The following is a 13,571-nucleotide window of genomic DNA, read 5'->3' on the forward strand; positions in this document are numbered from 1 at the left end:
CTAATTCCAAGCAAAACGGCAAAAAAATTGTGGGTTCCGTAATGATTATTGGAGCCGGAATCAGTGGAATGCAATCCGCCTTGGATCTGGCCGAAGTGGGCTATAAGGTTTACATTGTTGAAAAATCTCCGGCCATTGGTGGACGCATGCCCATGCTGGACAAAACATTCCCCACCAACGACTGTTCCATGTGTATTCTTTCCCCCAAACTGGTGGAATGCGGGCGCCACCGCAACATCGACATCCTGACCTGCTCGGATGTGGTCGGCCTGGCCGGGGAACCGGGTAATTTCACTGTAACCGTAAAAAAACGGCCCCGTTACGTGGACCCGGAAAAATGCTTGGGCTGCGGCTCTTGTGCCGAAGAATGCCCGGTCAACGTACCCAATGAATTCAACCAGATGTTGAGTAAGCGCAAGGCCATTTACAAGTTATATCCCCAGGCTTATCCCAACGCCTATATCATCGACGGAAACAAGTGCTTAAAACTGAAAAACCCCAAAGCATGCGGTAAATGTATCAAAGTCTGCCCGGTGGACGCCATTAACCACAGCATGGGTGAAGAAACCGTCCGGTTGAACGTTGGAGCCATTATTCTTTGCCCGGGTTATGAATTATTTGACGCCGAATTGCGCGGGGAATACGGTTATGGCGTATACGACAACGTCATCACCAGCCTGCAGTTTGAACGCATGCTGAGCGCCTCGGGTCCTTACGAGGGGCACATTCAAAAGGCGGACGGCACCGAGCCCAAGAAAATCGCCTTTATCCAGTGCGTGGGCTCGCGTGATGTTTCCCTGTGCCGCGGGTACTGCTCCTCGGTTTGCTGTATGTATGCGACCAAGGAAGCCGTCATCGCCAAAGAACACGTCCCCGGCCTGGAAACAACTATTTTCAACATGGATATCAGGGCATTCGGCAAAGATTATGAGAAATATTACAACCGCGCCAAAAATGAGTATGGTGTGAGATATGTCAAGTGCATGATCTCCTCAGTCAAGGAATTGCAGCAAACAAAGGAACTGCGCCTTAGATACCGCACCGAAGACGGAACCATGGTGGAAGAAGATTTCGACATGGTGGTGCTTTCGGTAGGGTTGAAACCGACGGCCGAATCGCTGGAACTGGCCGAAATACTGGGTATTGAACTAAACCAGTATAATTTCTGCCAGCTCAAAGAGCTGACGGGCGTTCAAACTTCCCGGGAAGGTATCTATGTCGCCGGCGTTTTCAGCGGCCCCAAGGACATCCCGGAAACCGTCATGCAGGCCAGTGCTGCGGCGGGAGACAGTGCAGCTTTTCTGGCGCCGGCGCGCAACACCGAAGTTGTAGAAAGGGTATTCCCCGAGGAGAAAGACGTCAGCGGGGAGGAACCCCGGATCGGCGTGTTTGTCTGCCACTGCGGCATTAACATAGCAAGCGTGGTTTATATCCCCTCGGTCATCCAGCACGTTGAAAAGCTTCCTTACGTCGTTTACGCCACAAACAACTTATACGCGTGCTCCCAGGACAGCCAGGCCGCCATGAAGGAATTAATTAAAGAACATAAACTTAACCGGATTGTTGTGGCATCGTGCAGCCCGAGGACCCACAAGCCGCTTTTTCAGGAAACCCTGCGTGAAGCGGGTTTGAATCCCAGCTTGTTCGAGATGGCCAATATCAGGGACCAGTGTTCCTGGGTACACATGCATGAGCCCGAAAAGGCCACCGAAAAAGCCAAGGACCTGATCAGCGCGGCGGTGGCAAAGGCTGCAACGCTCAAGCCTGTGAAAAAAGTCACGGTGGAAGTAACCCGGGAAGCGCTGGTAATTGGCGGAGGCGTAGCTGGTATGACCGCCGCCGTAAGCCTGGCCGGGCAGGGCCACAAGGTGCATTTACTGGAGAAAAGCGACCGGCTGGGCGGCATGGCTTTGCGCATTAATGAAGGTTTCAACGGTGAAAAAGTGCAGGGCTATATTCAGAAACTGATCAACGACGTTAAAAACAACCCGTTGATTAACGTGTATACCGGCAGCGACATCGTTGAGGTATCCGGTTACCTGGGCAATTTTAAAACCAAGCTTGATTCCGGACAGGAGATCAAGCATGGCGTCACCATTATCGCCACAGGAGCGGAAGAAGCAAAACCGGTTGAATACCTTTACGGTGAAGACGCAAGGGTAATGACACAACTGGAATTGGACGAAGCCATTGCCCGCAATGATGAGAAAGTAAAAAAAGCCCGGAACATCGTAATGATCCAGTGCGTCGGTTCCCGGGAGGAAAGCCGCCCTTATTGCAGCCGCATTTGCTGCACCAAGACGATGAAGCTGGCTTTGAAGCTGAAAAAAATAAATCCCGACGCTTCAATCATTGTGCTGTACCGGGATATCAGAACCTATAGTTTCAATGAGGACTACTACCGGGAAGCAAGAGCCAACGGCGTAATTTTCGTTCGCTACGAGGTGGACAACAAGCCGTCGGTGAAGCTTGTATCCAACAACGGAACAAGTGCTTTACAGGTCACCGCAACCGATCACATCCTGCGTGACTCATTTACAATTGACGCGGACCTGGTTGTGCTGGCCGCACCCATTGTTCCACCCGAGTCCAACCAGCGCCTGTCCCAGCTTTTCAAGGTCCCCTTGAACCCGGACAAGTTCTTCCAGGAAGCGCATATGAAGCTACGCCCGGTTGATTTTTCATCCGATGGAGTGTTCATGTGCGGGCTGGCCCACGGTCCCAAAACAATTGAAGAGAGCATTGCCCAGGGCAAAGCGGCCGCGGGGCGGGCCACCAGCATCCTCAGCCACGAGACTCTGGAATCCAAGGGCGTAGTGGCCGTTGTTGATCCCGACAAGTGCGCGGCATGCCTGACCTGTGTGCGGCTGTGCCCCTTCAAGGCGCCGCGGATCAACGAAAAACACGTGGCGGAAATCGAAGCCGTGATTTGCCAGGGCTGCGGGACCTGTGCCGGGGAATGCCCCAACAAGGCCATTACCCTGCAAAGTTACAGCGACAAGCAGCTGATTGCTTCCGTGGACGGAATTTTCGCCAATGCCGCACCAGCGTCCAATTAATTGCCTGCTCCATAAAAATAGCCCCTTGCCTATAACGCAAGGGGTTTTTTATTCTGGATTCCATTGATTACTGGGCTAACTTTTCCCAGGCAGCCTGGTAAACTTGCAAATCCCTGTCGCTGAACAGTACAAACCTGATTTCCGAGGGGATGTCATGGCTTGCAGCAAATTCCCGCACCGCTCCCACCGCTATGCCGGCGGCCTGGTCAATTGGAAACCGGTAGGCGCCGGTGCTGATCGAGGGGAAAGCGATACTCTTGATGCCCTTCTCAGCGGCAAGTTTCAAACTGTTCAGGTAGGCGTTGCGCAGCAGTTCCGGTTCCCCCCGGTCGCCGCCGCGCCAGACCGGGCCCACGGTATGGATAACGTACCTGGCCGGCAGGTTGCCCCCGGTGGTAATAACGGCTTCCCCGGTGGGACAGCCGCCCTGCCTGGCCCTGATTTGCTTGCATTCCTCCAGTATTTGCGGGCCACCCGCCCGGTGAATGGCCCCGTCCACACCCCCGCCGCCGAGCAGGCTGGAATTGGCGGCGTTGACGATGGCTTCGGTATCCTGCCGGGTGATATCCCCGCGCAAAAACATGATTTTAGTCCCATTTACGATATAGTCCAATTTATTCACCCCCGGTAATACTTGTAATAATGAACCATCAGCGACGGTCCGGAAATATTCTTTTCAACGCTACGCTGCAGATTATCGCCATGATTACCCCCGCCGCCATGCTCAAGTTTTCCGACAAGTTTGTGCGGGTGGCCAGCAAGTAGTAGGTCATTACCGATGCGAATACTGTAATCATCATGGGTATCAAGGTTCTGCTTCTCATCAAGTTACACCTCTGTCCTGAAGCAGCCGGCGCCGGGGAGGGGAGAATAGAAGAGCTTGCATTGCACGCTCAAAACCCCGGCGCTGAGGGATGAAGAGACCTATTTAACGCCGCGCCGGTCCAAAAATGAAACCACGGCCCGCTTCATATCTTCCTTCTCCACCACATCACCATGCCGCACGGGACGCTTGTCCAGGTCCCGCAGACCTGGAGGTACCGGCAAGTTGCTGAAATCGGACAGCAGCTGCAACAGTTCAAATTCGCTTTTACCAGCCGTTTTATCCTCACCCAGCAGCGCCAGGGCTACGCTGGCGTTAAATTTAAACGGGCTGGCGGTGGAAAGCACCACCGTGTAGCTATCGTCTCCCGAGCTTTTCCTGTACTTTCCATATACATTCATTCCAACCGCCGTATGCGTGTCTACAATGTATCCGTACCGGGCATAGGTGTCCTTGATGGATTGGATCGTCTCCGCGTCGCTGGCGTAGTCCGACCAGAATAAATCCCGCACCTTGGCCCGGGTGGAATCATCCACCTCATACCTCCAGTTTTCCCTTAATTCCAACATCCACCGGCGTACCCTGGCAGCGTCGTGCCCCGTTAGTTCAAAAAGCAAGCGCTCCAGGTTGCTGGAGATCAAAATATCCATGGAAGGGGACAATGTCTTTTTGAACTCCCGTTTCCGGTCATAAATGCCGGTGCGGATAAAATCATTCAGCACATTATTTTCGTTGGAAGCGCAAATTAGTTTATTAACCGGCAACCCCATCCTACCGGCATAAAAACCGGCCAGGATATTGCCGAAGTTGCCGGTGGGTACAACAAAATTGACCTTTTCCCCGGGCTCGATGCGCCGCCCGGCCAGCAGGTCGGCATAGGCAGAAAAATAATAAACAATTTGCGGTACCAGGCGTCCCCAGTTGATGGAATTGGCGGAGGAAAACTTGTAACCACGCCTGAGGATTTCACCGGCCGCGGAGGCGTCGCCGAAAATTTCCTTGACCCCGGTCTGGGCGTCGTCGAAATTCCCGCGCACGGCAAACACCCCCACGTTGCCGCCTTCCTGGGTAATCATCTGTAACTTTTGAACCTCGCTGACCCCTTCGTCCGGGAAAAACACCGCTATGGCCGTGCGGGGCACGTCCTTGAACCCTTCCAGGGCGGCTTTGCCCGTGTCGCCCGAAGTGGCCACCAGGATTAATATGCCGGCTGTTTCTCCGGTTTTTTCCACTGACTTGACCAGCAGGTGAGGTAATATTTGAAGCGCCATGTCCTTAAACGCGCAGGTGGGCCCATGCCACAGCTCCAGCACGCCGAGCCTGTCCGCCAAATGTACAACGGGGGCAACAGCCGGGTGATCAAAACTGTTTCCGTTATATGCGTCGTTAACGCACTGGGATATTTCTTCAACGGTAAAACCGGACAAAAAAGGCTGCAGTATTCTAATCGCCCGGTCCTGGTAAGGGACCCCGGCAAGGGCGACTATCTCTTCCGCGGGAATGGATACCCGTTCCTCCGGCACAAACAGCCCTCCGTCGGGTGATATGCCCAGCTTGATGGCTTCCGCCGCCGATAACTGTTGGTAATCGCCCCTGGTGCTTTCATATAACATGATAAAATCCTCCCGTATAATCTTGCTTATTACATTAAACACCACCGCCGGCTTTCAGTCAATTGGGCAAAAAAAAGAGAACTTAATCCGAAATGTTCTCCCACTTGCCGAATACCTTCCCGCAGCGGCAACCGTATGTTACAAAATGGCGCCGGGGTTGTTCATCGATATTTAAAATTCGCACGTCACCCCTGAAGTGATAAATATAATTACCACACCCCGGACAGTTGTTGCCGGAAATTGCATTTTTAGCCCTGATTATCGCCCAGGGGTAATCACCGGTCGAGTATACATTGTAGTCGGCAAAGCTGAACCTGGTAATTCTGTAGCCATCCAAAACCGCACGGATGGTTTTCAACATTACTTCCCTGGTTTTACCGGTCTGGCACAGTAGAAATGTTTCCACCGCTGTCTGAATCACAAGCTGGTCTTCCGGTGAAGGAAAGGCCAGTACATTATCGGCTTGCATATTTATATCCTCCATACATGGATTGTCGTTATTTTACAATAATCATTGACAATTTGGATAGTTTTGATACCCGGCCAAACTATTCTATTTTTGTTTGTATTTTTCTGAAATATGTGTTTACAGGTGTTATAATTAAAAAAAGCATATTTTAGGGAGGTCTTATGAAAACTCATCTACTGCGTCCCCTGGACAGGCAAAATTTGCATGAATTAATTTTAACGGCCAAGGGTGAAATCAATTGTGATCTCTATATTAAAGGGGGCACAATCATCAATGTTTATACGGGCGAATTATTACCTGCTAATGTAGCCATAAAAGGAAAACACATCGCCTACGTGGGCGATCGGGAAACCATGGTGGGCGAGCGGACCCGGTTGATTGACGCCACCGGTATGTACCTCTGCCCCGGGTATATTGAACCTCACGCCCACCCGTTTCAAACATATAACCCGGTAACCCTGGTTAACAAGGTCATGACCCTGGGAACTACAACCCTGGTTTGCGATAATCTGTTTTTTTTTATGTCCATGGATGAGAAAAAACTGCTCGGCCTCTGGCATGAACTGGCCCAGTTACCGGTCAAGGTATTATGGAGCGTGCGCCTTGACCCGCAAACCTTTTCCCGGCAGCGAATGGAACGGTTTAACCCGCGGCGTATTGAAACATTGCTTGATTCCGTGCTGGCCAGGCAGGTGGGCGAACTCACCGATTGGCCCTCTTTGGTAACTGGCGATAAACAAATGCTCGATAATATTCTTACGGCCCGGCGATTGGGTAAAAAGGTGGAGGGCCATGCGCCCGGGGCATCCGTGCAAACCCTGAACGCGCTGGCGGCGGGAGGGGTTTCCGACTGCCACGAAAGCATTACGGGGGAGGAGGTGCTGAATCGCCTGCGCCTCGGCATGTACGTGACGCTGCGGCATAGTTCGTTGCGCCCGGACCTGCCCGGCTTATTAAAAGAGCTGTTGAACTCCGGAGTTGATTTACGGCGGGCCATGATGACCACGGACGGCGTTACGCCCCCCAGCATGAAGCACGGTTTTACAGACTACCTGGTGCGCCTGGCGATTGATGCCGGCGTGCCTGCGGTGGAGGCCTACCGCATGGTAACCATCAACCCGGCCACTTATTATGGTATGGACGACGAACTGGGGGGAATTGCCCCCGGCAGGCTCGCCGATATTCTATTCCTGGAAGATCCCCAAAATCCTACGCCGGTAAAGGTGATTGCCGAAGGCGTGGAGGTATTTGAGCGGGGCCGGGAACCGCTGGACTTGCCCGGAATCGAATGGCAAAAATATGGTATTATAAAGATATCCGGTTTTTCCGGAGAAATAAAACCCGGGGACATGGTTCCTCCCGCCAGGGAAGGTGCTTTTCCCGTAATGCGGCTCGTAAACCCGGTAATTACCAGAAGAAAAGACCAAAAACTACCCGTTAAAAATAATTTTATCGACATCGCCGGAGAACCGGGCCTGGTTTACGCCACGATGCTGAACCGGGAGGGGGGATGGGTTTGCAACGGGGTATTGGAGGGCTTTGCCGATAAACTTGACGGGCTGGCTTGCTCCAACACGATTACGGGCGACATCCTGGCGCTGGGTCGCAATCCGCAGGAAATGCAGCGGGCCGTCAAGCGGATGTTCGATCTCGGAGGAGGGTTGGTCATCACCGAAAACGGCGGGATACTTTATGAACTGCCCCTTCCGCTAAGTGGGATCATGAGCCCCGCGTCGATCGACGAATTGACCGCTGAATGTTCCGAACTTTATAGACTGCTGGCCCAGAGGGGACATGTTCATTATGACCTGCTATATACCATCCTGTTTCTGTCCGCCACGCACCTGCCGGAAATACGGTTGTCTCCCGGTGGGATTCTGTCAGTAAAGGATAAAAAGATTTTAGTCCCTTCAAGAAAAATATAATGATACCACGGGTGAAATTTTGAAAATGCGGAAAAATACTGGTATACTACCTATGAGGCGTGCTTGCCGCCGGGTGATTGATCCACTTTTCAACAGGAGGGTAAAATAGTGATACCGGGCAATCCGGAAGCCATTTGGGCCGGTCTGGATCAGGTAAAAGTCGCTAAAGTGACCATAGGCGAGCCCTTAACCGTACAGGGAATAACGCTGGTGCCCGTTGTGTCCGTAAGCGCGGCTTATGGCGGAACAATCAGCCGCGAAGGCACCGGAGGGGGCGGAATCAAGCTGGATCCGGTGGCTATCGTGGCCGTGCGGGACAATAATATCGACGTCTACTCCATTCAAAAAAGAAACTCCATTGATAAACTGGCCGAGCTATTGCCTGAAATACTGCCCGTAAAGGAAAACATCGGCATTATTCGGAAGAACTGATACCCAAACAGTGGGAAATAGAAAGAGATATAAAAATTTATGAATTATAAGGGAGAGATTGGATGAGCGACCGGATTCTGAGCGCATTTGAAAAGGCAATGGAAAGATTTGAATCCAGGGTTAAGAACCTGCCGGCCGGCCATTCCGTAAAGTTGCAGTATCTTCCTGTAGGACGGAATCTGGCGGCGCGTTATTTACATGAAAGGGATTTCAACCTGTATGAAGCATTAAGCAACTACACGGATCCCACCGCTAGAAAATATGTCCTGGAGGGCGTGGAAAAATCGTTACTGGACAACCTCACCCTGCCTGAAGACGAGGAGGGGGAACAAAGAAACACGCGCGTTATTTACGCCCTTTACCAGGTTAAAGAGGATAAACCGGCCCTGGACCAGGTGGTGAAAGAGCTGCATCACCTGCTCAACCACTACCGGCATACCAGAGATAATGCGGTTGAAAGCCTGAAAAACAGCCTGATTCAACGTTACCGGCAAATCAATCGCGGAAAACTTAACCAGTTGCCCTATGCAGAGCAACAGAGAATCCACCAGGAAATAAACCTTCATTTCAGAAAGGAAAAAGCGAATTTGCTGCAAAGGCTCGCCACCCAAATTAATCCTGAACTGGAACGGTTAAAGGAAGTAATTAAAGATATCAGGTGATTTTATATGAACATCGGGATCGATATTGACGGGGTAATCACGAGAAAATAAAATACCCGGACCGGGAGGAAAGTGAAATATGTCCAATATAGTGAATCTGGAAAACGCTCGCCTGGAAAAAATTTTACGCGAGTTGTACACAGCGCAAAAATGCACATTTTTCCTCGAAAACGCCATGGGCCGGGTTATTGACAAACTGGGACTGTCGGAAGAAGAAGCGATTGAGATTGCGCGGGCACTGATGGAGAAAAATTATATCGCTACAAAGTCCTTTCTACCCGCAACATTTCTCAGGCCGAACTTTATTCGCAATTTTCCCGTGGTTTTAAGCGCCAAAGCCATCGCTTTTCTAAAATCAAAGGATGAAAACAATAACAGGTGAGCAATATCATGCTCACCCGGCAACTAAAAAATTCCCATAAAATATACACAAAATATAGTCGAGAATAACTACTTTTTCTTCTCACCGGCACAAATGTCAGGATTTGGTTCTACATATACTTCCGCTGGTTTGATCCCATAGGGTTTGAAAAAATCCTTTTGTTCGCAATTCTTAGCAGGCTCTTTTTCCGCCACCCGGGACACTCCTCCTTTTTATGGTGTTTTTTTACTCAGTGCGGGTCAGGTGAAAATGATTATGCTGTATTTTTATGAAGTGAACCGATCCACAATCCGGGCACTTTTTGGATTCCCCATCCGCAAACCTGATTTCACCGATGTGTTTTCCGCAACAAGTTATTTCAACGCTGAGAAGCTTACCATTCTCGCGAACATTGACCCTGTAATCCATTTTTTTATCAGCCATGCGCACATCACCTCAATTTACCGTATTTTACCTCAAAATTAAAATTTTAAACTTAAGCTTTCGTGTTAAGTTTTTCCACCCCCTTATACATAACAATTTTGATTGATTCCATCGCGTCATGTACAACATCAATCAAGTGCACGCAGCCGTTACCTTGGCCGAGAAGATTTACTATGTGTTTTTTATTCAGGTCATTTACCGCCTGTCCTGGAAGCCTGTGTAAATATTTTGTTGCTTCGCGGCACACGTCATCCGGCGCCCGCAGCAATTTACCTTGGGCTTCAATGACCTCGAGATGTTGATTGAGTGTCAAATCTACGCTTACCTCGTGGAAAGAGTCGCTTAACTGACCGCTGATTCTATAACCGTTATCGGGGCACTGGTAAACGAGTTGAGACTTAAACCTGTTAAATAGATTGGAGGAACGGGTAAAATGAACATACTCGCCCCAGGTTTTGCCAACTCTGTCCAAGTTACTATAATAACGGCAGGAGTTGGCATACATTTTTTCCCAGTACGAGCTGTAATCGGCAAGGGAAGCAAAACCCCTTTCCTCCCATATAAATGTTTCCGCCTGGATCACCCCGCGCACCGTTTCAGCAAACAGCAACCGGGGAAAATCCCCCAAATCTTTAAGCGCTTCCTTTAAAGCAGGCCCACTGTTGAGATAAGCTTCCACCCCGATTAATTCGTTTATATCAATTTTAGTCACAGGAGGAGAATAGTGTTCCCAGCAAGCGTCAGTAATTTCCAGAGTTTCGGGAACTACTTTGAGGATGGCGCCCATTTCGCCGTCGGTGCCGCAGTAGACCGTTTTGGCTTTCAGCAACCCGCCGGGAGTTTCCCGGTAAACTGTTGTAAACCAATGGCGTTGCAATACATTTAACATAATCTCACTCCTTTGCCCTATTATACTTGAAAAATTGGTTGAATTGCCGGTTAATTTATACTGGAATGATAATTTTTCAAAAACAGCACAGGGGATTGTTTCCCAAATAGCTGAATAATAAAATAATAGCGGGGGGTGATTGAATGTCCTTTATTCAAAAAATAGCCGACGGGGCAAAGCACCTGGGAAGCCGGGCCAGGGATCTTGGCGGCATTGCGGGGGGCAAGGCAAGGGATATAACCAAAAAATCTTCTGAGTTGCTGGAATATACCAGGTTGAGGCACGAGTTGCGAAAAATGGAAAGAGAAATGGAAAATAACCTGGCGGGGATCGGGGCATTGTATTACCAGCAACAATCGGGGCAAGACGGCGTGGACGAGGAATTAAAGAGACTGATCGAGTCAACCAGGGAACTGGAACTGGAAATGAAGGAACTGGAAGAACAAATTGCAAGTTTACAACCGGCGCCGCCCAGTTGTTCGGATTGTGGCAAAGACCTGCCCGACGGCGGCAAGTATTGCAGTTACTGCGGCAAAAAGATAGTAGAGTAAAGGAGCGGCCCACTGCAGTGGGCTGTATTTTTTCAAAGAGGTGGTTGTAAAATGGAACAGGACAGAGAATTTGCACTGGAGTTTTCGGAAGATACTTTGGCCATAATTGAAGAGTTTGGACGTAAAACCGGCCGTAACGATGAACAAGTGGTGGAGTACATCATTCGAGAATACTTGATGCACCAGTTGCCTGTCCTTGAAAAACAAGCTTCCGAGACGGGTAAGGACCTCAACGAGTTAATAAACCTGCAGTTCGTCCGGCTACTGGAATTCCTGCTCAGTAAGGCAAATGAATAAAAAAACAGGCCGGGGGAATTGATTTTCCCCGTCCTGCCACTTGATGCAAGGTAATTTAATATTGCAGCTCCGGTAAATGTTTAAATAATTCCAGCGCTTCGGGATTTGCCAGCGCGTCGCGGTTTTCCACGGGTTCGTTGTGAATAATATTCCGCACGGCCAGTTCCACCTTTTTACCGCTGATGGTGTATGGAATGTCATTAACCGGAATAATTTTGGCCGGGACATGCCTTGGTGTGGTATTTTCCCTGATAGTCGCTTTGATTTTGCGCACCAGGTCGTCGTTGAATTCAACTCCTTCCGCGAGTTTGACAAATAACACCACCCTGACATCATTATCCCAGTTTTGGCCCACGACAAGGCTGTCTTTGATTTCCTCCAGCGATTCAACTTGCCGGTAAATCTCAGCAGTACCGATGCGCACTCCGCCGGGATTTAGCGTGGCGTCGGAGCGGCCGTAAATAATGACCCCGCCTGTATCGGTGATTTCAATGTAGTCACCGTGATGCCAGACATTGGGAAACACGCTGAAGTAAGCCTTTTTAAATTTGGCGTTGCCCTCGTCGTTCCAGAAGTAAACGGGCTTGGACGGGAACGTGGAGACACAAACAAGTTCGCCCTTTTGGTTTAAAACGCTGTTGCCATTTTGATCAAAGGCATGAACGTTCATACCCAGACCTCGGCACTGCAGTTCGCCCGGATATACCGGGCCGATAGGGTTGCCCAGGGCGAAGCAGGAAATAATATCCGTGCCGCCGGAGATGGAGGACAGGCAAACATCCCTTTTAATATCCCGGTAAACGTACTTAAAGCTTTCCACCGACAGGGGCGACCCGGTGGAAAGAATTGCCTTCAATGGAGTCAAGTCAAATTTCTCCCGCGGTTTGACCCCTTCCTTTTCAATGGCCGCCAGGTATTTGGCGCTGGTTCCAAAAACAGTGATTTTTTCATCCTGGGCCATTTTAAACAGTGTTTCGGGGTTGGGGTAGAAAGGGGAGCCGTCATAAAGCAACACGGTTGCCCCCACGGCCAGAGAACTGACCAGCCAGTTCCACATCATCCAGCCGCAGGTGGTAAAATAGAAAATCGTGTCTTCCCGTTTGAGATCGGTATGGAGAATGAGTTCCTTCAAGTGCTGGATCAGCGTTCCGCCCGCGCCGTGCACAATACACTTGGGCACGCCGGTGGTACCGGAGGAATACATGATATACACGGGATGGTTGAAGGGCAACTGTTCAAACTCAATCTCCAGGCTGCTTTCACAGGACAGGAAATCGGCAAACATCACGGCACCGGGCAGACGACTCAAGTCGGGATCGGGTTTGGTGTAAGGAACAACCACAACCTTTTCCACCGACGGTATTTCCTTGATAATGCTGGCTACCCGCCCCAGGGAATCGATAGTCTTACCGTTATAAAAATAACCATCGGCCGTGAACAGTACCCGGGGCTGGATCTGGCCAAACCGGTCCAACACGCCTTTGATGCCAAAATCGGGCGAACAGGAGGACCAGATTGCGCCTATACTGGTGACGGCCAGCATGGCAACCACTGTTTCGATCATATTGGGCATGAACCCGGCCACCCGGTCTCCAACGGTAATTCCCAGTTCCCGTAAAGATTTGGCCAGGTGCGCCACCCGGTCGTAAAGCTCGCGATAGGTGATCCGCACCGGCTCTTGTCCCTCTCCCTTGAACACCAGGGCGGTCCGGTCATCCCGGTAACGCAACAGATTTTCGGCGAAATTCAGCCTGGCGCCTGGAAACCATTGCGACTCGATCATGTCACTTTGGTTGTCAACAACCCTGTCATAAAGACGGGAATACTTGATTTCGCCGAATTCCCACATGGCTACCCAGAAATCGGGTGAATGATTAATCGACCACTCGTACAGTTCGGGATAATCGGTGAAGTTTTTACCGTATTTTTTGTTCACATAGGCGATAAATTTGGACATGTTGGCGTTTTGCCTGCGTTCCCCGGATGGCTTCCAAAGCGGTTCTTTCATATGATTTATTCCTCCTGACCTGGGTTTTTTATTTTCTT

General features: G+C 50.4%; 15 protein-coding genes. 7 read left to right on the top strand and 8 right to left on the bottom strand.

Annotated features, from left to right (window positions below; genetic code table 11):
* The first annotated feature begins 41 nt into the window (after positions 1-41).
* Positions 42-3,059 carry an FAD-dependent oxidoreductase gene (locus IT084_RS09105; protein ID WP_195712586.1) on the top strand — a complete coding sequence of 1,006 codons (3,018 nt, stop codon included), beginning with the start codon at positions 42-44 and terminating at the stop codon, positions 3,057-3,059.
* 67 nt (positions 3,060-3,126) lie between these two features.
* On the opposite strand, the gene IT084_RS09110 is transcribed toward IT084_RS09105, so the two are convergent.
* The 4 genes from IT084_RS09110 to IT084_RS09125 all read right to left on the bottom strand — a co-directional run bounded on the left by IT084_RS09110 (position 3,127) and on the right by IT084_RS09125 (position 5,964).
* The gene (locus tag IT084_RS09110; RefSeq protein ID WP_195712587.1) at positions 3,127-3,642 is read right to left on the bottom strand and encodes an O-acetyl-ADP-ribose deacetylase; all 516 of its coding nucleotides are present in this window, start codon (positions 3,640-3,642) and stop codon (positions 3,127-3,129) included.
* A 67-nt stretch (positions 3,643-3,709) separates the two neighbouring features.
* Positions 3,710-3,883: a hypothetical protein gene (locus IT084_RS09115; RefSeq protein WP_195712537.1), complete on the bottom strand. Its 174-nt coding sequence runs from the start codon at positions 3,881-3,883 to the stop codon at positions 3,710-3,712.
* Positions 3,884-3,983: 100 nt separating this feature from the next.
* Positions 3,984-5,495, bottom strand: a complete 1,512-nt coding sequence (gene thrC / locus IT084_RS09120; RefSeq protein ID WP_195712538.1) for a threonine synthase — start codon at positions 5,493-5,495, stop codon at positions 3,984-3,986.
* A gap of 82 nt (positions 5,496-5,577) precedes the next feature.
* Complete coding sequence (locus tag IT084_RS09125) at positions 5,578-5,964, bottom strand: hypothetical protein (protein ID WP_195712539.1); 387 nt, start codon at positions 5,962-5,964, stop codon at positions 5,578-5,580.
* 161 nt (positions 5,965-6,125) lie between these two features.
* Between IT084_RS09125 and IT084_RS09130 the strand changes: the two genes are divergently transcribed.
* The 4 genes from IT084_RS09130 to IT084_RS09145 all read left to right on the top strand — a co-directional run bounded on the left by IT084_RS09130 (position 6,126) and on the right by IT084_RS09145 (position 9,365).
* Positions 6,126-7,889, top strand: a complete 1,764-nt coding sequence (locus tag IT084_RS09130) for an adenine deaminase C-terminal domain-containing protein (RefSeq protein WP_195712540.1) — start codon at positions 6,126-6,128, stop codon at positions 7,887-7,889.
* A gap of 108 nt (positions 7,890-7,997) precedes the next feature.
* Entirely contained in the window at positions 7,998-8,321 is a 324-nt protein-coding gene (locus IT084_RS09135) for a GerW family sporulation protein (RefSeq protein WP_195712541.1), read from the top strand.
* A 62-nt stretch (positions 8,322-8,383) separates the two neighbouring features.
* Positions 8,384-8,983: a hypothetical protein gene (locus IT084_RS09140; RefSeq protein WP_195712542.1), complete on the top strand. Its 600-nt coding sequence runs from the start codon at positions 8,384-8,386 to the stop codon at positions 8,981-8,983.
* A gap of 79 nt (positions 8,984-9,062) precedes the next feature.
* Positions 9,063-9,365 carry a hypothetical protein gene (locus tag IT084_RS09145; RefSeq protein ID WP_195712543.1) on the top strand — a complete coding sequence of 101 codons (303 nt, stop codon included), beginning with the start codon at positions 9,063-9,065 and terminating at the stop codon, positions 9,363-9,365.
* A gap of 68 nt (positions 9,366-9,433) precedes the next feature.
* Here IT084_RS09145 and IT084_RS18615 read toward each other — a convergent pair whose 3' ends face one another.
* Genes IT084_RS18615 through IT084_RS09155 form a run of 3 tightly spaced genes read right to left on the bottom strand, consistent with a single transcriptional unit; the run spans position 9,434 to position 10,677 of the window.
* Positions 9,434-9,559, bottom strand: coding sequence for a hypothetical protein (locus tag IT084_RS18615; RefSeq protein WP_279327852.1), 126 nt, complete (start codon positions 9,557-9,559; stop codon positions 9,434-9,436).
* A gap of 31 nt (positions 9,560-9,590) precedes the next feature.
* A complete protein-coding gene (locus IT084_RS09150; protein WP_195712544.1) occupies positions 9,591-9,788 on the bottom strand; it encodes a hypothetical protein in 198 nt (65 codons plus the stop codon).
* Between the two features lie 52 nt (positions 9,789-9,840).
* Positions 9,841-10,677 carry a DUF2889 domain-containing protein gene (locus tag IT084_RS09155; RefSeq protein WP_195712545.1) on the bottom strand — a complete coding sequence of 279 codons (837 nt, stop codon included), beginning with the start codon at positions 10,675-10,677 and terminating at the stop codon, positions 9,841-9,843.
* Between the two features lie 143 nt (positions 10,678-10,820).
* Between IT084_RS09155 and IT084_RS09160 the strand changes: the two genes are divergently transcribed.
* Positions 10,821-11,228, top strand: coding sequence for a zinc ribbon domain-containing protein (locus tag IT084_RS09160; RefSeq protein WP_195712546.1), 408 nt, complete (start codon positions 10,821-10,823; stop codon positions 11,226-11,228).
* Positions 11,229-11,279: 51 nt separating this feature from the next.
* Complete coding sequence (locus IT084_RS09165) at positions 11,280-11,525, top strand: hypothetical protein (RefSeq protein WP_195712547.1); 246 nt, start codon at positions 11,280-11,282, stop codon at positions 11,523-11,525.
* Between the two features lie 55 nt (positions 11,526-11,580).
* Here IT084_RS09165 and IT084_RS09170 read toward each other — a convergent pair whose 3' ends face one another.
* Entirely contained in the window at positions 11,581-13,533 is a 1,953-nt protein-coding gene (locus tag IT084_RS09170) for an acetoacetate--CoA ligase (RefSeq protein WP_195712548.1), read from the bottom strand.
* Positions 13,534-13,571 lie beyond the last annotated feature (38 nt).

Origin of the sequence: Desulfallas sp. Bu1-1, from assembly GCF_015594625.1 — a bacterium.
Taxonomy (GTDB): domain Bacteria; phylum Bacillota; class Desulfotomaculia; order Desulfotomaculales; family Desulfallaceae; genus JADNRQ01.